Genomic DNA, 26,495 nt, shown 5'->3' with positions numbered 1-26,495 from the left:
AATGGCGAGTGAGCCGTCTATGGATAAAATTGGTTTCTGCCATTTTCGTCATGTCGCATTCCAAAACCAAGATATGGATTCACGCGGTTTTTTCGTCGAAAGACCGACAACCGCTGATTCAAAAAAAAGTCCGGATGATTCTGTACCCGTTGATTCGTGAGCAATTGACTGCTTCAGGCTGTTATGTAGATTGCATCAATGGCGTCGAAGACCACATTCACATTCTATTTCTATTGAATCCGCAGGTGGCAATTTCGGATCTGATGAAGCATGTCAAAGGAAGCAGCTCCCACGAAATCAACCGACAAAATCTGATTCCGGAAAAATTCGCCTGGCAAACCGGCTATGGAGCCTTTTCCATTAGTGAATCACAGATTGGACGGGTGCGGCAATACATCGCTAATCAGGAACAACACCATCGAAAAATGACCTTTGCCGAAGAGTATTCCCAGTTTATGAAAAATTACGGACTAATAATTGACCCAGATAACGGGGAAATAAACCGTTAAAACGGTTTCGGGTACAATAAGAATGGCCGGTCTTTAGCCCACGGTTCAAACCGTGGGCTGATAGTTATTTGCTGGTATAAATCTGCCAATTATGACTTTTGGCAGGCGCAATCTAATTACATGGTCTAACTAAGAATTAAATTTTTTTTACCAGCCCACGGTTTAAACCGTGGGTTCATCGGTATACATTCCCATTTACCAAAAACCGTTTCAACGGTTTCGAATCATCACATTTAGGCTCGCATTGCAACAAGCCAGATTTCAAAAACCGTTTCAACGGCTTTTCCCGGCCGCCAACTCCGCGGCCAGAAACTTCCCGGTATAGCTTCCTTTCACCTTCGCGACTTTCTCCGGCGGGCCTTCGGCAACGATGTTACCGCCTTTGTTTCCGCCTTCCGGCCCCATGTCGATGAGGTGGTCGGAAACCTTGATGACGTCCAGGTTGTGTTCAATAATCAAAACCGTATTACCCTTGTCGGCCAGTTTGTTGAGCACATCCAGCAAATGGGCAATGTCTTGAAAATGAAGGCCGGTGGTCGGTTCGTCGAGGATGTACATGGTTTTTCCCGTGTCTTTTTTCGACAGTTCTTCCGCCAGTTTCACCCGTTGCGCTTCCCCGCCCGACAGCGTCGTGGCGTGTTGGCCGAGCGTGATATAGCCTAACCCGACGTCGTTCAGCGTCTGGACTTTCCGCAGGATTTTCGGCTGGCTGGTGAAAAACTCCAGCGCCTGTTCGACGGTCATGTCCAGCACATCGGCGATGGATTTTCCCTTGAAGCGGACCTCCAGCGTTTCTCGGTTGAAGCGCTTGCCCTTGCAGGTTTCGCACATCACGTGAACGTCGGGCAAAAACTCCATTTCGATTTTCTTCATGCCCGCGCCTTCGCATTCTTCGCAGCGGCCACCCTTGACATTGAACGAAAACCGCCCCGGTTTGTACCCCCGGATTTTGGCTTCGGGCAGTTCGGCAAACAGCGTCCGGATGTCGGAAAACATGCCGGTATACGTCGCGGGATTGGAGCGGGGCGTCCGGCCGATGGGCGACTGATCTACCTCGATCACCTTGTCCAGGTGCTCCAGCCCTTCGACCGATTTGAACGACAGAGCCTCGCGTTTCGATTTATAAAAATGCTTGTTCAAAACCGGGAACAGCGTTTCGTGAATCAGCGACGATTTCCCGCTGCCCGACACGCCCGTGATGCAAACCATCTGACCCAACGGCAGCTTCATGGTCACATTCTTTAAATTATGCCCCGTGGCCCCTTTGATAATCAGTTGATTACCGTTGCCTTTCCGCCGTTCTTTCGGAACCTCAATGGCCCGTCGGCCGCTTAGATAAGCCGCCGTCGTGCTGCCGTTCTGCAGAAACTGTTCGGGTGTGCCGGAACCCACCAACTGGCCACCGTGCCGACCAGCTCCCGGCCCAATGTCCAGAATGAAATCCGATTCGAGCATCATGTCCTTATCGTGTTCGACGACCAAAACCGTGTTGCCTAAATCGCGCAGATTTTTCAGTGAATCGATTAATTTGACATTGTCGCGCTGGTGCAAACCGATGCTGGGTTCGTCCATAATGTACAGAACACCAACGAGTTGGGTGCCGATCTGCGTGGCCAGCCGAATGCGCTGCGCTTCTCCGCCAGAGAGCGTTCGCAACGGCCGGTCGAGCATCAAATAATCCAGGCCGATGTCCAGCAAAAAACCAATCCGTTTGCGAATCTCCTTCAGAATTTCCTTAGCAATCACATTCTGGCGGTTCGACAGGCGTTTTTCCAGACCAGTCATCCAGTCCGACAGATCCGAAATGTCCATCCGCGCCAGTTCGGAGATGTTTTTGCCGTCCATCCGAAACCAGAGCGATTCCTTTTTCAGACGGGCGCCTTCGCATTCCGGACAGGTTTTGATCACCGTAAAATCCTTCAGCCACTCCTGAATTTTGTCGGAGCGCCCGGCCGCGTCGGCGGTTTCCTGCTGGCGTTTCAGGAAGGTAATGACGCCTTCGAACTTGAAATTGTAGTAATCCTGACCCGGAAACTTTTTCGACGGCATCGTCGCTTCGTCTTCCGTGCCGTACAGCAACGCGTGCAGCAAATCGGGCGGGTATTTTTCAACCGGCGTGGTCAGGCTGAGTTTGTATTTTTTCAGAATAACTTCAATTTCCCGGAAAAACCAGAGTTCGCGGTATTCACCCAGTGGCGCAATGGCACCCCGGCTGATACTTAATGACTTATCGGGAATAACCGATTCTTCCGTTATCTCTTCAATCAGCCCCAAACCGTTGCAAACCGGGCAGGCTCCGTAAGGCGAATTGAACGAAAACGTGTTCGGCGAGGGTTCGTCGTAACTGATGCCCGACTCCGGGTCCATCAGGTTCTGGGAGAAATACGTCAGCTGCTTTTTCTCGTCGAGAATCTGCATCGCGCCTTTGCCCTGTTTCAGGGCTGTCTGCACCGACTGGCTCAGGCGATACCGGTCTTCCGGTTTGGGCACGATCCGGTCGATCACAATTTCTACGTCGTGGACTTTATACCGGTCGAGCTGCATTTTCGGTACAATGTCTACCACTTCGCCGTCAACGCGCACTTTGGCGTAACCCAGTTTGGCAATTTGCACGAACAGCTCGCGGTAATGCCCTTTCCGGCCGCGGACGATGGGCGCCAGCAGCGTCAATTTCTTGCCGGAATAATGCGCCAGAATCGTGTCGATGATCTGGTCCTGCGATTGCCGTTCCATTTTCCGGCCCGTCACGTACGAGAATGCTTCCCCGGCGCGGGCGTAGAGCAACCGCAGAAAGTCGTAAATTTCGGTGGTGGTACCGACCGTCGAACGCGGGTTTTTGGAGGTGGTTTTTTGCTCGATGGAAATAACCGGACTCAATCCGTTGATTTTATCGACATCGGGCCGCTCCATGTTGCCAATAAACGAGCGGGCGTAGGCCGAAAAACTTTCCATGTACCGGCGTTGTCCTTCGGCATAAATCGTATCGAACGCCAGCGACGATTTGCCGCTGCCGCTAATTCCCGTTACCACCACCAGTTTGTTACGGGGAATGGTTACATCAATATTTTTCAGGTTGTGTTCGCGGGCACCTAATACCTCAATCTGTTCGTAGCCCGTCAGGTCAATGTCGGTCAGCCCGGCGGTGCGGGCGGGGGTGTTGTTTTCGGTCACGTTGTGAAAGCCTTATTCTTAAATCTAACAGAAAATCTGGGCGTGAAGTTTCGGAGAAGGTAAAGTAAAACATGCGGTTTCGGACAAACCGGTTTTGCATCAATTTACCGCTGAAAAGTCTTCAACACATGAAAGAAAGAACCTCCGAATGTAAGAGAGCCTTTCTGATTACTTTCTCTCGAAAGTTTGTCGTTGACAAGTTTTCAACCGCTGACAGGGTCTTCGACCGCTGTCAGGGTTTGGGACTATACTTCCAGTATCACGCCTTCCGACGCCGGATAGCCGGTGCAGGTCAGCACCCAGCCGTTGCTTAGGTCCCGCTCGGTCAGTACGTCGTTGATCGTCATGTGGATTTCGCCCGCTTTCAATCGAACTGCGCAACTCGAACACCGCCCGCCTTTGCAGCTGTACGGCAACGGAATGCCGTGATCCAAAGCCGCCTGCAAAACCGATTTGTACGCCGGAACATCAATGTCGTAGTCGGTGCCGCGGTACCGCAACAGAATCCGGTGATCTTTCGCCAGTTCCGGCGGTGGGGTTCGCGTAACGGGTTCGATGACAAAATTCTCTTTTTTGATTGCATCCAGCCGAATCCCGGCGTAAATCAGGGTAATCTGCACCATCCGCATAAACGGAAACGGCCCGCAGATGTACCAGCGCGCGGCATCCCGCGTAAACCGGGTCAACTCCGGCAGCATGTTTTCCAGCAGCCAGTTGTTCAGACGCCCCCGCCGGATGGTTCCCGATTGCCGCCAGTCGTCCGACGGCTGGCTGAGCAAATGGATCAGTTGAAACCGCTCGGGATGCTGGGCTTTTAATGTTTCGAGCTGGGCGGAAAAAATAATGTTTCGTTCGCTGGTATTGCAATCGAGTAACGTAACGTGGCTTTTCGGCTCATCGCGCAGCACCTGTTTCAGAATACCAAAGAGGGGCGTAATGCCGCTTCCGGCACCAATCAGAACGATATCCCGTTGCTGATCTGGATCAGTTTCCAGCGTAAACCGGCCGGTTGGCGGCAAGCTGGTGAGCGTATCGCCAGCCCGCAAATGATCGAGCAGATACCGGGAAATTTCCCCGTTTTCAACCCGTTTGATGGTCAGACTCAGAGGTTCCGACGGTTTGCCCGGCGAAGCGTCGCCCGGCGTTGAACTCAGCGAATACGACCGCCGGACTTCGTGGCCCAGGTGATAAAACAAAAGCGTCAGAAACTGCCCGGCCTGATACCGAATCGATTGCCCATTGGTGGGCTGCAAAAGAAGGGTTTTCGTATCGTGCGTTTCCCGAATTATTTCGGATACCTGGAGATGAATCAATTCCTCGTTCATGCGAGCTTATTAACTTTGTACTACTGGCTGCAAACTTTCCGTTATAGTTAGCGAACTTTGCATTTTAAAAACCGTTTAGACAAAGTTCGTTAACTTAACGGAAAGAACATCCGATTTTGAAGCTGAACCGCAGGTGCATGAATAAATTTACGTTGTTGAGTATCGTTTTGGGGATCGTTGGAATCATCACCATCGGAGCGTCGGGCGGTGGCCGGAAAGCCAGTCGGCAAACCGCTTCGACTGATACCCTGATTATAATCCGGAAAGATTCGCTTTATGAAAAATTCCTGAAAGACAGCGCATATAAGGCTATGTTTCAGCGGGATACCACCATGCGGATCGACACGGCGGCCCTGCGTGCGCAAGCGGATAGCCACAAAGTGGCCCTGCCCGAAGTCCTGACCGGAGATTTAAACGGTCTGGCGGTTTGCGCCGGATCGCCGGTTTCGGTGCCCTACACCTCGTCGGGCGGGCGGTTTTCGCCCGATAACAAATTTGTGCTGCAACTGGTCGACGCCAGCGGAAAAGCGACCAACCTGAGCGAACCTACCAAAGCCGGACCTTTCGGCAACGGCACGCTGGCGGGCGTGATTCCGGTTTCTACGGCGGCCGGTAGTCGCTACAACCTGCGCGTGGCTTCCACCAATCCGGTGGTGAACGGCACGCTACAATCCCTCCGGGTTCTGCCCCCGCCGGGCGCCCGCATTGAACTTCCCGACGGCAGTAATGCGGTGACGGTTTTGCCCGGCCAACCGGCTACGTTCCGCGTGGCGCTGAGCGGTCACGGGCCGTGGTCTTTTGCGTTGTCGGACGGAACGAAGGTGCAGAATACCATGACGACGCCGTACGAAGTAACCGTAACGCCCGCCAAACCAACGATTTACAAAGTCGTCAATGTTAGCGGCCCCTGCGGAAGCGGTACAGTTTCCGGCGAAATTATTGTCAACGTGAACGAAAATCCGAATCCCGAAATAGTCCTTAAAGCGCCAACCGGCGGCTACCGGATTTGTACCGGCACCCCCTTCCAGGTGGCTTTTACGGCCACCGGAAAATACCAGGCGGGGAACGGTTTTGTGGCCCAGATCGCCGATTCGACGAACAACTGGACCACCATTTCGGGTTCCGGTACTGCGAGTCCGCTGGTGGCACGGTTGCCGTACGGCATTTCGCCCAAAGGAGCGTACAAAATTCGGGTGGTGGCCACGCTTCCGGCCATCAGCAGCAACAGCGAAAATCTGGCGGTAGCGGCTCAGGCGGTGGCGGTTTTACGGAACGACACCATCAAAATTGAAGAAGGGAAAACCGCCGAACTGAACATCGATTTCGGCGGGGGCGGACCGTGGTTTGTGCTGCTGACCGACGGAACGTACGAAAATAACATCACCAAAAGCCCGCACACAATCCGCGTGACGCCGAACAATCCGACGGGTTACGCCATTACGTCGGCCGGTGGTGCTTGTGGGGTAGGGGAATTCAGCGGCCGGGCTTTCGTCAAGGTGAACATTCCGCCGTCGACCATCACAACCGGAAATCTGTCGGCCCGGACGATCTGCCACGGCTCCGAAATTACGATTCCGTTTACAACGACGGGGCGGTTTTATGCCAATAACAAGTACGTGGTGCAGGTTGCTGACACGAGCGGGCGGTTTGTCAATCTGGCAACGACGTACAAAGATGGCGTTCTGAAAGCCGCCATTACACCGGCATACCTGAAAGACACCCTCAATACCGTTCGATTGCGCGTGAGCTCGACCAGCCCGGCGGTGGCCGGTTCCGAAACGACGATCAAAATGCTGGCTCCGAACGTCAGTCAGGCCATTGTGGCGGGGGAAGGCACCATCCGGCCCGGCCAGACTTCGAAAGTACGGGTAGCGTTCAAAAATGGGCTGCCGCCCTGGTCGTTCGTGCTGTCCGACGGCACGCAGGTTAACGGAACCTTCCTCAATCCGTATGTGCTGACGGTAGCACCCACCAACTCGGCGGAGTATACCATTACGTCTTTAAAAAGCTCGTGCGGAGTCGGCATTCCGATGGGCAGCGCCCGGGTGACGGTGGAGCGGAATTAGACTCAAAGTACAGCGTAAACAATGACTTGTTTAACCTGCAAAGTTGGTACGACCCGACCCGGTACTACAACCGTATTATTGGAAAAGAACGGCTCGTTGGTCATTTTGAAAGAAGTTCCGGCACAGATTTGTGATAATTGCGGAGAACGCTATTTCGACTCCTCCATTACCAAAAAAATGCTTGAAGAAGCAGAATCGGTTTACCAGAAAGGAGCCGAACTTGAGATTATCAACATTACCAAAGCCGCTGCCTGAATACTTTTGGAAATAATTTCATGGAAAGGCAAACGTTTCTTAAAATAACTTTTCGGTTTTCTTGCCTTCCAGATTCTTCTTTCGTTCACTATGCAATTCTTTGATCAAAGAATTGCATAGTGAACGAAAGAAGAAAATTTTAATTCCTATCCCCAGCCGCATCTTCATCCACCCACACATATCCATTCGGGTGCGTTTGCATAATACTGGCGGGAAATTCTTCGGTGACCGGGCCTTCCAGGGCGGTTTTGATGGCAGGGGCTTTTTTGCTGCCGCTGGCGATCAGGATGGCTTCGCGGGCGTCCATCAATTGTTGCAAACCGGTCGTCACACCCTGCGTCAAGGGCGTTGGTTCAGAGAAGTATTTCTGCCCGACGACGATGGTCGTTTCGGCCAGTTCAGAAACGTGGGCTTTTAGATTAAACGGCGTTCCGGGTTCGTTCAGGGCAATGTGGCCGTTCAGTCCGATACCGATTAGAATCAGATCAAAACCGCCCCGATCGTCCACAAACCGGGTCATCGCGTCGCATTCGGCTTCCAGATCGGCGGCTTTGGCATCGAACAGTCGAATTTGCTCCGGGCGGACGTTGAGCGGTCCGAACAGTTCGCGCTGGAGGTAATTCGCGCAGCTTCCTTCGCTTTCCGGCCCCAAACCAACCCATTCGTCCAGCCCCACAAACGTACAGCGGTCGACGCTGGTTTCGCCGTTTTTCACCAGTTGAACCAGCGCGCGGTAGGTTCCGACAGGCGTATCACCGGAAGCGGCACAAATCAGGGCATCGGGTTTGCGATTCAATAAAGCGGCAATGTGCTGGGCAGTATGACGGGAGAGGGTTTCGTAATCGGGGAAAATCTGGAAGTCCATGGATTGTTTGCTAGTTTGCGCGCTAAAATACGGCGTAGCAATCGTTTCTCCGCAAAACCGCTTCAATCTATTTCCAATTCGCAACTAAAGCTGGCCGACCAACTCAAAACCACAGAATTTTAGACCTGCTTTCAGCAATGAGGCTTTGGAGGCCGGTTTTCGCGCGACCGGTTTTTGCCTTTCGCGTTTCATTTTTGTAATTTTAAAAGAGGAAATTGACTTTTTAAATTGTTTAAATGCGTATGGAGCGGTTGATTCAGTATTTTGAAACGATTCCGTCGGCGCACCGCAGCCTGATTCTGGTCGGCGGCATTACGTTCTTCTGGCTGGTCGAAAGTGCGGTTCCGTTGTTTCATTTTGGGCAGTCGGAGACCGGTTATCGCAAAATTGGTCACGCCGGAATCAATTTCTTTTTTACGCTGACAACCGTTCTCGTCAATTTCGTTCTGGCGTTTATTCTCTTGAAAACCAGCGATTTTGTGGTGACCGAGAAGGTTGGTATTCTGCAATGGTTGCGTCTGCCGCTTTGGGCGCAGGTCGTCGCCGGGTTGTTGATCCTGGATCTGGTCGGAGCGTGGTGCGTTCACTGGCTCCAGCACCACGTCAAATGGATGTGGAAATTTCACCTGATTCACCATACCGATCGGTACCTGGACACGACCTCGGCCAATCGCCACCACCCCGGCGAAAGTGTCTTTCGGTTCTTTTTCACGACTTTAGCGGTTTTGGTAGCCGGAGCGCCCATTGGCGTCGTAATGCTGTATCAGGCGCTTTCGGTGCTCGTCTCGCAGTTCAATCACGCCAATATTCAACTCCCGCGCTGGCTCGACCGCCCCCTCGGCTGGCTGATCGTGACGCCCAACATGCACCACGTCCACCATCATTATGTTCTGCCGCAAACCAATACCAATTACGGAAATATTTTCCCGTTCTGGGACCGGCTGTTTGGGTCCTACGCCGAAATGGACGGCAAGGAAATTAATTATGGCGTTGATACTCATCTGGATACGCACGAACACACCCGAATTGGCAACCTGCTGAAGATTCCGTTTCAGCCGTATCGTCCGCCGGTTGGAAAACCGGATTTGCCTAAACCGCCATCATCGCCCGCAAATCGGCCACCTGATTCCGGTGCCGGTCGATATGCAAACGCAGCAACGCAGACCGCTGGCGGATATCCAGCGGCCCCGAAATCGGTTGGGGATGAATGATATAGTTTTCAGATTGTTACTTCAATTCGTGCAGGTATAAATAAATCGCTCTCAGTTCGTCGTCGGTGTACACGGTGGCGAAATATTTCCAGGGCATAAATTCGTTAATCACGCGCCCATCCGGGGTTTTTCCCGTCTTGATGGCGGTAACAAAATTGTCCGATGTCCATTTGCCGACTTTGCCCGTTTGGGTCAGATCCGCGATATACGGTTCACCGGGGCCGTGTCCGGGGCCACCTTTGAAACCGGCGCCGTGGCAACCGGAGCAGGTAACGGCCAGGTATTTTCCGTAGACGGCATCCACCGCGGCCGGTACATGTTCAGCGGGCTGGGCCTCGTGGTCGATCACTTCGGCGGGGTAAAGCGGCAAGTCGCCGGTAAAGGCCAAAAACCGCCCCAATGGTTTTATTTCTTTGATCGGATGGATTTTATCGACTGGCGGCTGGCTCTTCAGGTAATAAATCAACGCCCCCAAATCCCGGTTCGACAGCGGAGCGCTGACTTCCGGCGACGGCATGAACCAGAGCGTTTTGGTGTCTTTCCCCAAACCATGCCGCAAGGCCCGGACCCAGTCCTGATCGGTATAGGAAATGCCGCCTTTTCCGCTGGTCAGGTTAGAGGAATATAAAACCGCGATTGGCGTGCTGGCGTCGAAGAAAGCCCGGCCACTGAAATCGGCTCCGTGGCATTCCGCGCAACCCCGGATGCCGGCAATGTGTTTGCCCAGCGCGTAAGACGCCGAATCGTTGGGAATGGTGAGCGATTGCAATTTGACGTCATACCGTTTGTTCGCCCGCGACTCGGTTTGGAAATAAACAAAGGCGTAAAAAGCAAGCAGCAAAACCACCAGGCCACCCACGACGATGCCGACCCATTTGAGGACTTTCTTTACCATGACAATTTCTTTTAGCGTAGTGAGTAGGAAAAAGGTATTCACCCGGTTTTCCGAACAAAATCTCTTAAATGTGTAATTGCCAATAAGTTAAACGATAGTTTGCCAGGGAAGGACAACTTTTGAGGGAAAGGTAAAAGCGGTTTTCTAAATTGATTATTCGGTGACGGGGTACGGTTTTCAGCTTTCGGTGGCTGACGCGTCCAGCTTATGGCTAAATGAGAAATAAGTCAAAAGCAGGCGTCAGCCACTGTAAACCGAAGACTGAAAACCGTCACCCATGCTGAATGTCGATCAATTCTCGAAACAGGCGGGCGGCTGGCTCGATCAGGTCGTCGTTGAAATCGTAGTCGTCGTTGTGCAGGGCCGGGCTGTTTTCGCCCGCGCCGATGCCGAACATCGCACCTTTGAAGTGTTGGGTAAAAAGGCCAAAATCTTCTCCCCATTTAAACGGTTCCGGTTTTTCAAGAAACTCGAAACCGAGCTTCCCGGCGCTGGCTTTGATCTGCTCAAACGCATCGATGTGGTTCTGGTTGGCGAAAAAAACTTCGGTGATGGCGGTTTCAATTTCGATGCCGGTTCGGGCGCTGAGGATCGACAGAATATTCAGCAACTGGCTGGTCAAATGTTCCATTTTCGGGCTGGTTCGGGTCCGCAACGTCAGGTGAACCTCGCCGTAGCCCGCCGAAATCCCGTATGATTTTTCGCCCAGCGTCGTGTAAACCGGGGTGATCAGCGCAAAGTCTTCGGAGCGGCTGTCGGCATTCACCAGCGTTCGGCTTTTCAGCGTGAATTCCGCCATCAGATACGCCGGATTGATCCCCTTTTCGGGTTCCGCCGAATGCGACACTTTTCCGGTAAACGTCACAATCAGGCTTTGAACCGCCGACGTAAACGTGCCGGACTTGCAAACGATCGTTCCCGGTTTGAAACCCGGCAAATTATGCAGCGCAAAAACCCGGTCGGGCCGAATGGCGGCAAAATCAGGATCGTTCAAAACCGCTTCGGCGCCCTGACCGGTTTCTTCGGCGGGCTGAAAAAGCAGGTAAACGCGGCCTTTCCGCAACGGTTTTTCAGCTAGGTGGGCGGCCAGTCGGCTCAGAATGGCCGTATGGCCGTCGTGGCCGCACTTGTGCGAAACCCCGGCGGTGCGGGATTTGTGTTCAAAATCGTTGACTTCCTGAATCGGTAAGGCATCGATATCCGCCCGAATCAGGGTGACCGGGCCGTTTGCGTCCAGCCCGTATTGCAGCAGTAAACCGGTTTTTCCCACTTCCGATAGCTGGTCGGGCGAAAACGCGCTTACGAAGGCTTTAATTCGCTGCTGGGTTTCAAATTCCTGACCGGATACCTCCGGAAACCGATGTAATTCCCGGCGGAACGCAACAAATGGATTGGACTTTTCGAAAGGCATACGTTTCGGGAAATAGGGCCGCGACTAAAACCGGTACGGTTCAAGTTAGAGAAAACTGCCCGAAAAGTTTCAACGATTTTTTAGTTTGCCTAATCAGGGCGGCCCAAATGAACCACCACTTGCGTCATCAGAGCGAATCATTAGTTTTGCGGTTTATTGACGATTCTAAAAGATTGACGAAGCTTTGGGGTTGCTTTCAGTCGCGTAGCGACGCAATGTTTGTAGCCTTAATCCAAAACGTATTCTATTTTTGGTCGCGTAGCGATCTGACAAAAGAGTCCGTTAGATCGCTACGCGACCAGGAAGACAGGAATCATTCTTGTTTTCTACAAACATTCGGTCGCTATGCGACCTCAAAAAATGTTTTGTTAGTAGGTATGTAGGTCAAATTCAAACGGATAAGATGATTCATTTCAAACGGTTAGACCATATTCTTATTTCGATCCCGGAAGGAAAAAAAGAGGAAGCGCGAGCTTTTTACGGGCAATTGCTGGGCCTGGAAGAAATTCCGGGCGAACACCCCGGCGCAGCCCTCTGGTTCTGGATCGGCGACATTCAGCTGCACTTCCGCGAAGAACCGCCCGGACCGTATTCCAAGCGCCATCCGGCTTTTGAAATCACCAATCTGGACGAAGCGAAGCGGGAACTGGAAAACCACGGCATCGAGCTCACGTATTCCTCCGAGATTGACGGACGGCAGCGGTTTTTCTTTCACGACCCGTTCGAAAACCGGATTGAATTGCTGGAGTTCACGGAGTAAGAGAAGCGATTAGAGATTTGCAAAAAAGCAGATGTGTTAGTTAAAAGGTCTATGAGATTTTTTGACCCCGTAGGGGGCTAATGTTTGTAGAAAAACCGGATTTCTGCGTATTCAAAGCGTGCCATCGGTACGCAATATAATTTTGGTTGCGTACCGATGGCACGCTGGAGCGGCAAGATCAATGTAGTTTCTACAATTATTACGTGCCGCTGGCACTTAAATAAGAGAATAATCTCCTGATTCGCATTAAATTCAGCATTCCCTTTTTACGTATGGTACCGGAAGAAGTAATACAGATTCATTCCAGTAAGGAGTGCACGCGGAGTTTAGGCGGGGTGCGCGACGCTCTGTACGTGCTGAACGGCAAGTGGAAATTGCCCATCATCATTGCGTTGCGCGAAGGTCCCAAACGGTTTAAGGACCTGCAGCGCCGGGTCGAAGGCATCACGCCGAAACTGCTCTCGAAGGAACTCAGAGAGCTGGAACAGAACGAGTTTGTGATTCGTCATGTATATCCTTCCACCCCGGTTTTGGTTGAGTATGAACTGACGGAATACAGCAATTCACTGAACGATCTGATTCAGGCGATGGCGGAATGGGGCCTTCAACACCGGGCGCGCATTCAGTCGAGGTGACGGTTTTCAGAACTGAAAGTAGATGAACGAATTACTGGTTTTCTGAGTCAGAATTAGCAAAATCAGCATGGCGGTCCAGACCAGACTCAGCAGCCACCACGGCATCCGTTTCCCCAACTGCACCAGCGACGAATCGCGCATCAGCCAGTGACAGCTAATCAACACTACCGTTACTGAGCTGACTTTCAGGATGTCGAGCGAAGTCAGCATGGCCGGGCCGTTCGGAATAACGCCAAACATGCACAGCAGAATCTTCATCGCACTGCCGAAGTCGGGCGCCCGGAAAAACACCCAGGTGATATCGACCAGCAGGAGCGTTAACAGCGCCAGCCCGAAATTGCCCAACTTTCCATTCAGCGAAACCGGTACCATCGACGCCTGCGCCATCGACCCGGTCAGTCCCGGATCCGCCTGATTCTTGCCGGCAAAACTCCGCTGGCGTCGGCCGGTCCATTCCCGGATGAGTCGCTCTGCGCACAGAAAGATACCGTGCAAACCGCCCCAGATCACGAAATTCCAGGACGCTCCGTGCCACAAACCGCCCAGCAACATCGTGATCATCAGGTTGATATATGTTCTGACGTTGCCTTTGCGGTTTCCACCCAGCGGAATGTACAGGTAGTCGCGCAGCCAGGTCGAGAGCGTAATGTGCCACCGACGCCAGAAATCGGAAAAACCGATGGCTGCGTACGGATACCGGAAATTGTCGGGCAGAATGAATCCCAGGCACAGCGAAATCCCGATGGCGCAGGTGGAATAGCCCGCAAAATCGCAGAAAATCTGCCCCGAAAAAGCCATCACGCCCATCCACGCATCCAGCGGCTGTACCGGAAAAGGAACGCCAAAAACCGTATCGGCGGAGCTGGCCAGCAAGGTGTCGGCCACCACCACTTTCATGAACAAACCGAGCGAAAGCAGAAACAAACCCCAGGTCATCTGCTGGGTAGTGGCGCGGTGCGGTTCCTTAAACTGCGGAATCAGGTCTTCGGGCCGGACAATCGGACCCGCGACGAGGTGCGGAAAATACGTCACGAACAGCGCAAAATTCAGGAACGACGGCTCCGGCTCGGTTTTTCGCCGGTAGACATCCAGCGTGTACGACAGGGTTACGAAAGTGTAAAACGAAATACCAACCGGTAGGATTATATCGGGTTTGGTGGCCTGAAAAGCGATCCCGACCGAGGACAGTAACAGCGTAAAATTTTCCAGCAGAAAACCGCCGTACTTGAAATAGCTCAGCATACCCAGGTTCAGCACCAGACTGATGGTCAGGAGCAGTTTGCGCGGCATGGGCCGTTGTTCGCGGGCGATCAGCCGGGCTGCGTAGAAATCCACCACCGTCGACAGCCAGAGCAGCAGAATAAACGGCGGATTCCAGAGTGAATAAAATAAATAGCTGGCCAGCAACAGATTAATCTTTTTTACCTTCCACGGCAAAGGCAAATTGTGCAGCACCAACAGCAGAACGAAGAAGAGGGCAAAACTGTAGGAATTGAAAACCATGATCGTTTGGAGCTATTGGTGATTGGAAAGAGAAGCCGTTGTGGCGGGTGTTTTGGCCCCGTTCCGGTTAATGAACCAGCCGGTTTTCTGCTGCAGAATCGGTATAATGTCCTCCGTGAACGTGATCGCGTCTTTCGGTGCCAGGTGCGACCATTCCGGGCACTGGTATTTGGACAAAACCGGGTAGTCCTCAAAATGAATACCAGCCGTTTGGGTGTGCGCCAGCAGCCGATCCCAGTATTTTTCGCGGGGATAACCCATTTTTTCGGCTTCGTGGAACGGCCCGTCCGACGGCATCCTGACAAAAATTACCTTGCCGCCCCGGGCCCGAATCTGATCGACCGACTGTTTCACCGAGTTTAAAATGGCCGTTAGCAGCGGCCCGTCGACCCCTTGTTTGGGGCTGTGTCCACCAATTTCCAGCCACATCGCTTTTACTTTATTTTGAATGGACGTATCGGCCACCATCGCGTCCGTCATCGTGGACTGCCGGTCGAACCGGTTAACGACAAATTCCTTCGGGAATTTGGGGCCGCCCCAGGTGTCCGGTCGGGGCGGAACCGGCAGATCCGTCAGCAAGGGTTGCAGCGACAGCCGTTCTTCGTCGAGGAAGTACAGATGGTCTTCCAGCAGGTGGTTAATGTGGAAACTGAGCTGTTGCGAAAGCGACCATTTGGGGTAAAATTCAACCCGTTTGGTGGCTTCCCGTTCCGGAAACGAGCCATCGGGCGTGAAGAAAAGCCCTTCGGTCACGTCGATGATCACCGTTCCTTTAAAGTTTGGATCGTTCGCGAGGTCGTTCAGCAAGGGGCGGGGTGAGGTTCCGACCAACGCCAGCTGCACCGGTTTTTCGCCGGTGACGCGCTGCCAGGCCTCCAGATCGAGGTCAAATTTAACCCGCGAAGAACCGATCAAAACCGGCCGCGACGGACTGGTTTGGTAAATCTCTTTCCGGGTGTGCGCCCAGAGACTCTCGTCGTCATTATACGAAAGAGCGAGATGTTGACTGCGCCAGTACAACTCCCAGCCGACTACGAAAGTCAGCACAAAAATCAGCGTCAGGATGCCTGCTTTTGAAAGTGAATTCATGTGCATTGATTTATATCTTACTGTCTATCAGCTTAGTCGAAATAATTTACGAAGGAGGAAACACGCAAATGCATATTATTTATTAATCGGTTACAATGGCGGTTTTTTTCCTGCGCAATAGCCCATCCGGTTTTCTTTTCGTAGTTATCAGGAACGAATTGACTGAAGATGAAAAACGCTGCGATCTATTTCCGGGAACTGCGAACGGGTGCGGTTTTAACCACGGTTTTCTTTGCCCTGTTCCTGTACTTCAACCGGCAACTGCCGCTCACCGAACTGCTGCTGGACAGTCCCTTTTTTATCGCTCTTTTCTTTCTGACGTTCACCCTGGGCCAGCCACAAGTCTCGGAACAACTGAAGCAGAAAACCGCTGGCAGTCCGGAGCGGGCCGTTGCGCTACCGGTTTTGCTAACCGGCCTGCTGTATGCGTATCTCGGCTTTCACGGGCACTCGCCGTTTAAAGGTTCGGCCGCGTTGTTTTTCTTTTACCTGCTGTTTCCGGCACTCGGTTTTCTGGCCTACAAAAAACCGCATCAACCCGTCCGATGGACCGATTTTATCCTTTATTTCCTCTTCCTGATTCCGGCCACATCGATTTCGTTCGGGGCCAAAACCAACCTGCCGTTCAACGGGTCCGGATTTAGTACGGTGCTCAAGTTTGTGCTGATTCTGACGGCGGTTTATAGTTTCGGCACCATCCGCAACCTGCCCGACATCGGTTTTTTTTCGACTTTCAAGTGGAAATTCCTGCGCACCGCCATCGTCGTCTGGCTGGCGTTCATTGCCCTGACCACCGTAATTGCGACGGCCAGCGGTTTTCTGAAAACCGGCGGGTACGAACCTCTTTCCCTGAGTTTGATTCCCGTTGCGGTCGGAGAACTGGTGCGGATTTTCTTCGGTACGGCTTTGTTCGAAGAAGTATTTCTGCGGGGGATCTTGCAGAATTTGCTGGCGCGAAAAATAACGGAATCCGGCGGGTGGAAAACCTATTGGACGTGGGGCTTTGCCGTTTTTCTTCTGCTGTCGCTGCTGACAGGTTACCTGATGCATCCGGCCCTGCTCTGGGTGCCGGTGCTGATTACGGTTTTACTCTTTCTGGCGGCTTATTTCATTGAAAACAAGTCGGTTTTGCCCGGTCCGTACACCTCGCTGGCAATCACAAGCGTGTTTTTTGGACTGGTCCATTTTCACGCAGGCTCGCTGGTTTTTGTCGGTTTGGCCAGCATTGCGGGTTGGGGGTACGGGTATACGTACATCAAAACCAAAAATGTCTTTTACGCGGCCCTGGTCCACACGCTGGTCAATTCGTCGGAGTTTTTGTTTCAGTTGGACAGTTTGAAATAATCCTTCCATAATTTTTGGGTCGCTTAGCGACCGTATGTTTGTAGACTTATCGCCAATCTCCCCAATACTGGTCGCGTAGCGACCGAACAACAAGCCCGGTTTGATCGCTACGCGACCAATCATTCCGCGTCGATGGAATATGCTACAAACATTCGGTCGCTACGCGACCCGGAAATTCGCGCTGACGGGATTTGGTTACAAACATTTGGTCGCTATGCGACCTGAAACGGTCCACTGGAATTATTTTCAAAAAAAATTGATCGGTTTGTCCAAATCTGAAAACCCGGTTGTCAATAGGTTTTAACAACTGAATCATTTCAAAATGGAACAACGACTGAATTTCCACGAAAAGGGGCAGGGCGCCCTGAAAACGCTTTACGGTATTGGCGGTTATCTGAAAAAATCACCCGTTGAACGAGCCCTGCAGGAGCTGATTTATTTCCGGGTTTCCCAAATCAACGGCTGTGCCTACTGCCTGGATATGCACTACAAAGATGCGCGGGCCAAAGGCGAAACCGAGCAGCGGCTGTACGGTTTAAGCGCCTGGCGGGAATCGCCTTACTACACAGCGCGCGAACGGGCCGCATTTGCCTGGGCCGAAGCCGTGACCCAATGCACGGCGCCGGATGCGGCTTACCAGCAGGCCAAAGAACAGTTTACGGATGAAGAACTGATCGATCTGACGCTGGCCATTACGACCATCAACACCTGGAACCGCCTGAATCTGGCTTTCCCGAACACGCCGGGAACTTACGAGGTGGGCCAGTTCGGTTGATGCAACGAGTAAGTTTCCCATTGGAAAACCTTCCATTCAAATAAAAACAGCATTATGAACGAATTCCTGTTGGCGATTCACCGGGATCTGAGCAGCAAAGACGCCAGCCCTTCGCCCGAACAAATGCAGGCTGCCATTAAGCCTTTTCAGGATTGGATTGGCGGTATTGCCGCCCAAAACAAGCTGGTCGCTCCGCCCAAACGCTGGGATACCGACGGCCGGGTTGTCAAACAAAACAATACGGTTTTGAATGGTCCTTACGCCGAAATCAAGGAATCGCTGGGTGGTTTATTTTTGATCCGAGCCGCTGATTATGACGAAGCCGTCGAGATCGCCAAAGGCTGCCCGATCATTCAGTGGGGAGCCGTCGTGGAGGTGCGAATGGCCATTCCACCGGCTCAGTAAATTAAACGAAGTGCCTTTGTATCTTTACAAAGGCACTTTTTTTTGAAGGCATGGAAGAACGGATTCTTTTGCCCCACCTATTTCGAACCGAATACCGGAATATCGTTGGGGTGCTTTGTTATTTGTTTGGTATTGAGCATATTGCCGTTGCGGAAGACATTGTCAGTGATACGTTTCTGGCGGCTACCGAAGTCTGGGGAATGCAGGGCGTGCCCGAAAATCCGACCGGATGGCTTTATACGGTTGCTAAAAACAAAACCAGGAATTATTTAAAGCGGCATTCCCTTTTTGAAAAGAAGATTTCGGCCGATTTGAGCTATACGGCTCCGAAAGCCGAAGAATTGGACATTGATTTGTCGCATAAAAACATTGCCGATAGCCAGCTGGCGATGATTTTTACCGTTTGCAACCCGTGTATTTCCAACGAATCCCAGATTGCACTTGCGTTGAATTTGCTTTGCGGTTTTGGCATTCAGGAAATTGCGGACGCTTTTTTAACCAATAAAGAAGTCATATATAAACGACTCAACCGCGCCAAGGAAAAGCTGAAAGAAGCCCGAATAAAAATTGAGCAACCGACAGTATCGGAAATTACCAGTAGATTGGAAACGGTTTTAACGACCCTTTATTTGCTGTTTTCCGAAGGCTATTATTCGGTTTCGCAGAATACCACTTTACGCAAAGATCTGTGCGCCGAAGCGATGCGGCTGACGCATTTGCTGGTCGAGAACGAGACCACGAATAAACCGGCCGCCAGTGCTTTACTTTCCTTGATGTGCTTTCATTCGTCGCGGTTTGATGCCCGAACGAACGAGAATGGCGAAACTATTTTATACGAGGATCAGGACGAAGCGCTTTGGAACAAAGAACTCATTGATCGCGGGGCCTATTTTTTAAATAAAGCGTCGACCGGAAATCAGGTGTCGAAGTTTCATCTGGAAGCGGGAATTGCTTACTGGCATACCCGCAAAGAAAATACGGATGAAAAATGGGAGAATATCCTGCAACTTTACAATAACTTATTAATTTTAGAATATTCACCCATTGCCGCCTTAAACCGGACGTTTGCCGTAGCCAAAACCAGGGGAAAAAAGGAAGCGATTCAGGAAGCCGAAAAGCTAAAACTCACGACAAATCATTTTTATTATTCCCTGTTGGGGCATTTATATACCGACATTGATGATAAAATGGCCTTGCAGCATTTCGAAACCGCTTTGAAACTGGCCAGTTCGAACGCCGATAAAGCAACCATGAGCAAGAATATTAACCGGCTGATTGCAAAAACAACGTCTATTTTTACGTACAATACCGGAATGTGTGCCTGAAAGTGAATAACAGAAGTCTAATCAGTACATTGCATGCGAGGAAACCGTCTGTCTTTAAAAAACCGCATCTGGTTAAAAATCATTCTGATTGGGCTAATCGTCCTGGCTTCAACGGTAAATATGTACCTCAATAACCGCCCGAAACAATCGGTGAGTTTCCTGGAGTTATCAACGCTGGAATTGCTTTCGGAGTTTGATGATTATTAAGATTGAGTGTACAAATCAGTTTCATTTTCAGCGAGTTGACCAATCTTGAGTTTTTAATTTAATACAGAGTAAAACACGAAAGATATAACTGATTACATATTCGGAATTTAAAATTGGTATGCGGGACTTAAGCAGACAAACTGAAAAAACGGCTGATAGTTGGCGTAATTTATTTATTTTCCTGTTGTGTGTTACTTTCCTGGCTTCCTTGTTTGTTAAACCATTTATTCAATTTGGCGATCTTTCTTTTCTAAATATAAAGGCGCACTTCTTTTATATTATACCCGCCCTTTTTGTTATTGCTTTTTTTATTTATGCAACTATATATAAGTTTACAATCAATCTTAATCAGGTCGATTTCTTACTTTTAATTTATGCCATTTATACTTTTTTTAATTTTAAAACACTCGGTTTAGAATACAATGAAAATTTAATTCTCTTTATTCTTTCCATTGTAATTGTTCTGCTGATTAAACAACTCTGTTTCCATAAGCAGTTTGGCGTCTACGTGAAATATGGCTGCTTTTTGCTGCTTATTTCGATCGGTTTAATTGAAGCTGTCTACGGTGAACTGCAAATTCTTGGCTTCAAATCCGGCCATCATAAACTATTTAACCTGACTGGTACATTTCAAAATCCCGGACCTTACGCCATTTTTTTAAGTCCGGTTTTTATTCTTTCGTTGGCAATCGTTCTTTTTCCACCAACGCCACCGGTTTTAGCCAAGGTATTCAACCTAATGAGCTGGCTTTCACTCATTGGAATCAGCTGTATATTACCGGCCACGCAGTCCCGTTCAGCCTGGATTGGAGCGATTGTGGGGTCATCAGTAGTGATTTATATACGATATAAAACCGAATTTTTGGCCTTGTATGCAGAAATAAAAACCGCCGGGAGGCTCGGTATTTCCTTAACGATTCTTCTGCTTCTTTTTGCCGTATCGTACCTGCTTTACCAGTTTAAACCGGAATCTGCCGACGGCCGGGCGTTGGTCTGGCGCGTGGGTTCGGGTTTATTCAACAGGAATATTCTTTTCGGAATTGGTTTTGAGCAATTCAAGGCCCACTTTGGGAATTTGCAAAGCGAGTTTATGGAAACGCGCCTGAACAATCCGGCGCTGGTTGAGCGGGCCGATTATGTGCCGTACGCGTTTAACGATTTCCTCCAGATTTTAATTGAAAATGGCCTGGTTGGGCTGATCATTTTTGTTGCTGTTCTGATTTTAACTTTTCGGAATGGTTTTCGACAAATTCATACAAAATCACCTTTCCTCATCGGATCGCTGGGGGCTTTGGTGTCGTTAAGTATTGCTGGTTTTTTTTCGTATCCTTTCGAAGTGCCAATCATCTGGCTCTCTTTTTTATTTTTTATCGGAATCATTTCTTTTCTGTCGAAAGAAGAAAATATAAAATTGGCTGGTCATTTGCCCGGCGTGAAGATTTTAGCCGTTAGTGCTATTTATCTGATGATTCTGGTGCTGAAAAATGAAATTCATTTAATCAAAGCCAAAGCCGACTGGCGAAAGGCCAGGGACTTATTATCCAGCCATTCCTACGAAAAATCGGCGGATATCTACCGCGCAGCTTTCGCTCAATCGCCCAGGCAGCCCGAAGTATTGCTAGGCTACGGAAAAGCCTTGTATATGACCGGGAAATTTAAACAAAGTGCAACGGTTCTTGAAAAAGCGTCAGCTTATACTTCCGATCCATTTCTGTATATGAATCTGGGTAATGCGTACCTGAAACTGAATCAGTATACGCAATCGGAGAAAGCGTATAAAAAAGCCGTTTCAATCATTCCGAACCGCCTTTATCCCCGGTATTTACTGGCCAGAATGTACGTTGAAACGGGCGATTTCGCTTCGGCAAAAAACGTTGCAGATTACATCATTAAGATGCCGATTCCGGTTTCTTCACCGGCTTCCCGGCAGATTATGGAGGAGATGAAAAAGCTATTGAATCAACCAAATTGATTGCGGAATTTTGTTCAAAACTCATCGTTTATCTATGAAATTAGTCGCTATCGCTCTGCTGTTAGGTAGTTCATTCCTGCTTTTTTCCTGCGATAAAAAAGCGGAGAAGGAAAAGTTATTAAAGGCGGTTTTGGACCATTACCAATTGCCGGGTGACAGTCTCCAGCGCAAGTCGGCGGTTTTTTTAATCGACCAGATGGACGGCCTTTCCGCCGGTGAATCCGAAACCGAGGATCTGGGCAATGTCGACCCGGAGTACCTCATTAAAAACATTGATCTGGCTTTAAAAGCCGCGTCTCCCCAGCTGCAGGATGGTACCTTGTCGTTCGCCGATTTCTGTGAATACGTATTGCCGTACCGGGCGGCCAATGAACCACTGACCGACTGGCGCGAGCAGGGCCAAAAACAATTTGCATTCCTGCTCGACACGTTTCGATTGGCCGAACCCAAAAACATGGATTTGACCGCGAATATCAATGCTAAAATTACCCCGGGATTCGCGTATTCGCCCACTGCCGAACCCGCACAATATCAATCCTGGCAACAATTGATGCAGAATAAAAAAGGAAATTGCTGGGCAATGACGAGTTTGCTTAATTACCCCCTGCGGGCGCTGGGAATTGCCGTAACAACGGATTTTATACCAAAATGGGGAAATAATAACGGCGAAACCCATGCCTGGAATGCGCTCCGGGTATCGGATAAAAAATGGGTGCCTTTTATGGGCTGCGAAACTCCGCCCGGCCGATATGATCCGTTTGGCATTGTCAATGCCCGGCGGTACCCACCCAAAATTTTTCGAAAAACCTATTCCATCAACCAGGAGACGTTGCCACACCTGATTGATGATTCGGACGACATTCCTGCTCAACTTTTATACGATCGCATGATTGACGTTACCAGCCAGTATCTTCCTGTTAGCGACATCGCGGTGAAGATTGATAATCCGGCCGTTAAAATTGCGTATCTATCTGTTTTTTCGAACGGAGACTGGGCGCCGGTTTTCTGGTCTAAAACCGAAAATAACCGGTATGTATTCCGGAATATGACACGGGGACTCTTGTATATACCAAGCACCTATTCATCGGGTGATGGCACAAAACCGTTCGGAGATCCAGTGTATATTGATTCATTGGGCAAAACCGTAATCTGCAAACCGGAATTGAACAAAAGGACATCGATTGTTATTAAAACGATTCAATCCATGGCATTTGACGAACTTGATGTGTTTAACTCGGGTAAATCAGGACTGGATTTTGTATTGGCAATGGACAGTATCTGCATGGGTTTAAAATGGAGTCCGCCCATTCAGCATCAGACCTATAACCTTTTTTATTGGGATAATGGCTGGCAGTTTGCGGGAAAACAAAAGAAAAATACAACTCGTCCACTGCAGTTTGATAATGTTCCTTCGGGCACCGTCTATCGGTTATTACCCGAAAATCCAACGAATAAAGAACGGATTTTTACTTATTCAAACGGGAAGCAAACCTGGTTGTAAATGAAGTTAAGTGCGCTTCTCTTTCCATTTAATACAATTTGTTTTTTCATGAAATCGGTTATTTATTTTTCTGTCTTATTCCTCTCCTTTATTTTCTGCTCGTGTGATAAACAAAAAGTAAAAGACAAATTATTGCAGGATGTTCTGGCGCGTTATGCAGCGCCGGGCGATAGTCTACAGCGCAAATCGGCGGTTTTTCTGATCGAGCATATGGATGGAAATTCGACCGGCGAATCCGAAACGGACGATATTGGAAACGTCGATGCCGATTACCTCATTAAAAATATCGACCTGGCCCTGAAAAATGCTTCCGGACAGTTGCAGGATGGCTCACTGACCTTCGCCGATTTTTGCGAATACGTGCTGCCCTACCGCATTGCCAACGAACCGCTGACTCCCTGGCGCGAGCAGTGCCTCACCGAATTCGGCGCGCTGCGGGACACGTTTCAACGGGCCGACGACCGGAACATCGCCATTTGTAAATACATTAATATTGCGTTCTATAAAGAGCTGAAATACAGCATGAACGCCAAACCCGCGCGCTATCGGTCGTGGGAGGAAATGGCCAAAAATAAAGAAGGCGACTGCTGGCTGATGACGTCCGTGATCGAGTATCCGCTGCGGGCGTTGGGTATGGCCGTTACCACGGATTTTGTACCGATGTGGGGCAATAGCAACGGCGGCCCCCACGCCTGGAATGTAATGGTCACCTCGAATCATTCGTGGACTAAATTTATGGGCTGCGAGCGATATCCGGCGTTTCCTGCCGACTATGATCCACTGCTCACCTACCACGAAATGAGACGCTCGGCGAAAGTGTTTCGGAAAACCTATTCCGTCAACAAGGCCACGCTGCCCCATTTGTTGAGCGATGAAGACGATATTCCGTATCATCTCCGGTTCGACCGGGTGATCGACGTAACCGACCAGTATTTTCCGGTCGCTGACGTTGAACTCCAACTCGATGCGGAGCCGGAAATGGTGTATCTGGCCACATTTTCGAATGGGGAATGGGTACCGGTTTTCTGGTCGAAGCCCGAGAAAAACCGCTGCCGGTTTTCGAAAATGGCGAAAGGAGTGGTGTATTTGCCTTGTACGTACCGGGGTGGAAAGGGAATTACGGCCATCGACAAACCTTTTTACCTGGACGAAGAAACGGGTCGGAAAGTGATGTGCCAGCCTGACTTACAGCGAAAAACCGCCGTTCCGGTGGCTTATACCCGCTCGAAATTAACGGAAGAAATTGGCGCTTTTTCGCTGAATCGGGCCGATCTGGCGCTTTTTCAGACGATGGATAGCATCTGCCTGGATCAGAAACGAAGTGTGCCGCTGGCCGAGCAGACCTACCGGCTTTTTTACTGGGATAACGGCTGGCAACAGGCGGGCGAACCGAAGAAAGGGACGAATCCGCTGCGGTTTGAGAACGTTCCGGCGGGAGCGTTGTATCGGTTACTGCCCGACAACCCGAAGAATACGGAGCGGTTTTTCACGTACACCAACAACCGGCAAATCTGGTGGTGAATTCGGGCAGACAAGAGAGGATAGACAAGAGAGTAAAGACAGGACCCCAAAATGGGTGTCTTTATTCTCTTGTCTATCCTCTCTTGTCTAGTTCCCCAACTGGTGCTGGAAACTGGCGTGGTCCCAGTCAATGGCGACAGCTACAATTTTATCATCTTCGTTGAAGCGGAAGATAAAAATATGGTCGCTGTTAAACCGTAGACCTTTGTTGGTAATACCGGCAAAGTCGGCGGTTTGGGTGCCAAATAAAGCAATATTGCAGACGATTTTATCGCCATCTGCGGTTACTTTATCGACGGTATTATCGATGTCGGGAAAAGCGCCGATGACGCCCGTCCAGAAGTTGCGGCCCAGGTCGCCGATGGTGCCCTGCGGATCGGGGCCGAGCGGCATGAGCCAGAATTCGCCGTTTGGATCGAACAGGGCCATCATCCGTTCGATATCGCGTTCCTGATAAGCCGAAAAAAATTCAATGCTGGTGCCTTTGCGGGTCAGGTCGGTAATGGATTCAGTTTGTGCGGTTTTCATGACATTTCGTGTTAAATGATGGTCAAAATTACCCGACGACCCGCTGGGCTTATTGTATAAATGCGACATTTTACGGAACCTGGTAAAACCGCTGGTTACGATTTTAAAAAATTAGCCAGTTCGACGTTGTTTCGTACATAAAGGGAGGGATTGCGGCCCATAAAACCGCTGAACTCCCGAATAAAATGCGACTGATCGTAATAGCCCGCGCGGTAAATGACATCGTGCCAGTCGTTTACATTCCAGCGCTGATTAGCCAATTGCGCACACAGATAACTGATGCGCCGGATGCGGGCGTAATATTTCGGACTGACGCCCACTTTCAACAGAAATTTCCGTTCAAACTGCCGCCGGCAAACGTACAGTTCGTCCATCAGCTCGTTGATATTGATCATGCCGCGCTGCTCCACAATCCGATTGGCGATGTAATCGGTGCGATCGGTTTCGGCACCAGACCGGGCTAGCTGGGTAGTTAGAAACGCTTCCAGCAACTGAATCCGTCCGCTGGTGGTATTGGGCTCGGCGATACGTTCCTGAACGGTTTTGATCCGGTCGCCCAGAACGGCGGCCAGCTCGACGCGCTCGTCGGTAAATTCGTACATCGGCAACCCAAACAGGCTGTTCAAACCTGCGGGCCGAAATACTGCGCCAACCATACCAATCTGACCAAGCAATTCCAATTGATAACTACTGGTAGATTGTCCGCATAAAAAGGAGGTTGGTACTAACGTAGTACCACGTTTCTGGGTGTGGAGCCCGTACGAATCTCCGTAGTTAAACACTAGAGAGCCGTAGCCGCTTGGGGGTGACTCAACCGTCATAGGCTGCGTTAACGACTGTGCGTTTTCCCAAATGTAGTAGCATTCAACAAAAGGACGCAGATGGGGAGCCGGTTGGTATTTTCTGTAAAACATAGTATGACGCTGGATCAGACCAAGTTACGTATTTTTGGCCCAAAACCGCCCTGCGTTTTAGCAAAAGGTAGCCGGGAGTTAATAACGGGTGAGTTACAGCCGGTAGTTAACCGGGAAGTCGCGTTTCCGGGTGCCGATTGAATGTCTGAAACAGGAGGCAAAACGCTGTCGGAATACGAGCCGGTTTTGGCAACGTACCAGCGAACGGAGCGGAGGCTTTTTTGCAAGGAAGGAGGGCCATTCGCTAAAAATTATATAAAAAAATCAAAAATTTATAGTTCCTGATTTTGCCCGAAAGGAGCTAATTT

The 26,495-nt window shown here is 50.3% G+C and carries 23 protein-coding genes; 14 read left to right on the top strand and 9 right to left on the bottom strand.

The annotated features are described in order from the left end of the window. Positions 1-50 precede the first annotated feature (50 nt). Complete coding sequence (gene tnpA / locus GJJ30_RS01555) at positions 51-509, top strand: IS200/IS605 family transposase (protein WP_154172443.1); 459 nt, start codon at positions 51-53, stop codon at positions 507-509. Positions 510-782: 273 nt separating this feature from the next. Here the strand turns inward: tnpA and uvrA are convergent, their stop codons facing one another. Together uvrA and GJJ30_RS01545 are read right to left on the bottom strand one after the other, a co-directional pair. Further along, complete coding sequence (gene uvrA, locus GJJ30_RS01550) at positions 783-3,680, bottom strand: excinuclease ABC subunit UvrA (protein WP_310588156.1); 2,898 nt, start codon at positions 3,678-3,680, stop codon at positions 783-785. A 245-nt stretch (positions 3,681-3,925) separates the two neighbouring features. Next, on the bottom strand, positions 3,926-5,005 hold the full coding sequence (locus tag GJJ30_RS01545) for a ferredoxin--NADP reductase (RefSeq protein ID WP_154172441.1): 1,080 nt from the start codon (positions 5,003-5,005) through the stop codon (positions 3,926-3,928). Between the two features lie 137 nt (positions 5,006-5,142). Between GJJ30_RS01545 and GJJ30_RS01540 the strand changes: the two genes are divergently transcribed. After that, positions 5,143-7,071 carry a hypothetical protein gene (locus GJJ30_RS01540; RefSeq protein ID WP_154172439.1) on the top strand — a complete coding sequence of 643 codons (1,929 nt, stop codon included), beginning with the start codon at positions 5,143-5,145 and terminating at the stop codon, positions 7,069-7,071. 21 nt (positions 7,072-7,092) lie between these two features. Beyond that, positions 7,093-7,326 carry a type II toxin-antitoxin system MqsA family antitoxin gene (locus GJJ30_RS01535; RefSeq protein WP_154172437.1) on the top strand — a complete coding sequence of 78 codons (234 nt, stop codon included), beginning with the start codon at positions 7,093-7,095 and terminating at the stop codon, positions 7,324-7,326. Between the two features lie 139 nt (positions 7,327-7,465). Here the strand turns inward: GJJ30_RS01535 and GJJ30_RS01530 are convergent, their stop codons facing one another. Beyond that, entirely contained in the window at positions 7,466-8,191 is a 726-nt protein-coding gene (locus tag GJJ30_RS01530) for a glucosamine-6-phosphate deaminase (RefSeq protein WP_154172435.1), read from the bottom strand. Positions 8,192-8,433: 242 nt separating this feature from the next. Between GJJ30_RS01530 and GJJ30_RS01525 the strand changes: the two genes are divergently transcribed. Continuing rightward, complete coding sequence (locus GJJ30_RS01525) at positions 8,434-9,402, top strand: sterol desaturase family protein (RefSeq protein ID WP_154172433.1); 969 nt, start codon at positions 8,434-8,436, stop codon at positions 9,400-9,402. A 16-nt stretch (positions 9,403-9,418) separates the two neighbouring features. Here GJJ30_RS01525 and GJJ30_RS01520 read toward each other — a convergent pair whose 3' ends face one another. Together GJJ30_RS01520 and GJJ30_RS01515 are read right to left on the bottom strand one after the other, a co-directional pair. Then, positions 9,419-10,297: a c-type cytochrome gene (locus GJJ30_RS01520; RefSeq protein ID WP_154172431.1), complete on the bottom strand. Its 879-nt coding sequence runs from the start codon at positions 10,295-10,297 to the stop codon at positions 9,419-9,421. A gap of 271 nt (positions 10,298-10,568) precedes the next feature. Continuing rightward, the gene (locus GJJ30_RS01515) at positions 10,569-11,708 is read right to left on the bottom strand and encodes an amidohydrolase (protein WP_154172429.1); all 1,140 of its coding nucleotides are present in this window, start codon (positions 11,706-11,708) and stop codon (positions 10,569-10,571) included. A gap of 403 nt (positions 11,709-12,111) precedes the next feature. On the opposite strand from GJJ30_RS01515, the gene GJJ30_RS01510 reads away from it, so the two are divergent. Both GJJ30_RS01510 and GJJ30_RS01505 read left to right on the top strand, forming a co-directional pair. Further along, positions 12,112-12,468, top strand: coding sequence for a VOC family protein (locus tag GJJ30_RS01510; RefSeq protein ID WP_154172427.1), 357 nt, complete (start codon positions 12,112-12,114; stop codon positions 12,466-12,468). A 272-nt stretch (positions 12,469-12,740) separates the two neighbouring features. Beyond that, a complete protein-coding gene (locus tag GJJ30_RS01505) occupies positions 12,741-13,103 on the top strand; it encodes a winged helix-turn-helix transcriptional regulator (protein ID WP_154172425.1) in 363 nt (120 codons plus the stop codon). 6 nt (positions 13,104-13,109) lie between these two features. Here GJJ30_RS01505 and GJJ30_RS01500 read toward each other — a convergent pair whose 3' ends face one another. Continuing rightward, positions 13,110-14,606 carry an MBOAT family O-acyltransferase gene (locus GJJ30_RS01500; protein WP_154172423.1) on the bottom strand — a complete coding sequence of 499 codons (1,497 nt, stop codon included), beginning with the start codon at positions 14,604-14,606 and terminating at the stop codon, positions 13,110-13,112. Positions 14,607-14,618: 12 nt separating this feature from the next. Beyond that, positions 14,619-15,695, bottom strand: a complete 1,077-nt coding sequence (locus GJJ30_RS01495; RefSeq protein WP_154172421.1) for a hypothetical protein — start codon at positions 15,693-15,695, stop codon at positions 14,619-14,621. 168 nt (positions 15,696-15,863) lie between these two features. Between GJJ30_RS01495 and GJJ30_RS01490 the strand changes: the two genes are divergently transcribed. From GJJ30_RS01490 to GJJ30_RS01455, 8 genes are all read left to right on the top strand, one after another. After that, positions 15,864-17,039, top strand: a complete 1,176-nt coding sequence (locus tag GJJ30_RS01490; RefSeq protein ID WP_154172419.1) for a CPBP family intramembrane glutamic endopeptidase — start codon at positions 15,864-15,866, stop codon at positions 17,037-17,039. 322 nt (positions 17,040-17,361) lie between these two features. Further along, positions 17,362-17,814 (top strand): carboxymuconolactone decarboxylase family protein, encoded by a 453-nt coding sequence (locus GJJ30_RS01485; protein ID WP_154172417.1) that lies wholly within the window; start codon positions 17,362-17,364, stop codon positions 17,812-17,814. Positions 17,815-17,868: 54 nt separating this feature from the next. Then, a complete protein-coding gene (locus GJJ30_RS01480; protein WP_154172415.1) occupies positions 17,869-18,219 on the top strand; it encodes a YciI family protein in 351 nt (116 codons plus the stop codon). A gap of 50 nt (positions 18,220-18,269) precedes the next feature. After that, positions 18,270-19,544: an RNA polymerase sigma factor gene (locus GJJ30_RS01475; protein ID WP_154172413.1), complete on the top strand. Its 1,275-nt coding sequence runs from the start codon at positions 18,270-18,272 to the stop codon at positions 19,542-19,544. Between the two features lie 33 nt (positions 19,545-19,577). After that, positions 19,578-19,751 carry a hypothetical protein gene (locus GJJ30_RS01470; protein WP_154172411.1) on the top strand — a complete coding sequence of 58 codons (174 nt, stop codon included), beginning with the start codon at positions 19,578-19,580 and terminating at the stop codon, positions 19,749-19,751. 118 nt (positions 19,752-19,869) lie between these two features. Further along, a complete protein-coding gene (locus GJJ30_RS01465) occupies positions 19,870-21,723 on the top strand; it encodes an O-antigen ligase family protein (RefSeq protein ID WP_154172409.1) in 1,854 nt (617 codons plus the stop codon). 34 nt (positions 21,724-21,757) lie between these two features. Further along, positions 21,758-23,224 (top strand): transglutaminase-like domain-containing protein, encoded by a 1,467-nt coding sequence (locus GJJ30_RS01460; RefSeq protein ID WP_154172406.1) that lies wholly within the window; start codon positions 21,758-21,760, stop codon positions 23,222-23,224. Positions 23,225-23,272: 48 nt separating this feature from the next. Continuing rightward, the gene (locus GJJ30_RS01455; protein ID WP_154172404.1) at positions 23,273-24,745 is read left to right on the top strand and encodes a transglutaminase-like domain-containing protein; all 1,473 of its coding nucleotides are present in this window, start codon (positions 23,273-23,275) and stop codon (positions 24,743-24,745) included. A gap of 87 nt (positions 24,746-24,832) precedes the next feature. On the opposite strand, the gene GJJ30_RS01450 is transcribed toward GJJ30_RS01455, so the two are convergent. Both GJJ30_RS01450 and GJJ30_RS01445 read right to left on the bottom strand, forming a co-directional pair. Next, positions 24,833-25,273: an ester cyclase gene (locus GJJ30_RS01450; protein WP_154172402.1), complete on the bottom strand. Its 441-nt coding sequence runs from the start codon at positions 25,271-25,273 to the stop codon at positions 24,833-24,835. Between the two features lie 95 nt (positions 25,274-25,368). Beyond that, entirely contained in the window at positions 25,369-26,187 is an 819-nt protein-coding gene (locus tag GJJ30_RS01445; RefSeq protein WP_154172400.1) for a DUF6597 domain-containing transcriptional factor, read from the bottom strand. Positions 26,188-26,495: the final 308 nt, after the last annotated feature.

Origin of the sequence: Larkinella terrae (assembly GCF_009668025.1) — a bacterium.
In the GTDB taxonomy this organism is placed as follows: Bacteria; Bacteroidota; Bacteroidia; order Cytophagales; family Spirosomataceae; genus Larkinella; species Larkinella terrae.
The sequence above is the reverse complement of the archived record's forward strand: the minus strand, read 5'-3'. Positions and strand labels throughout refer to the sequence as shown.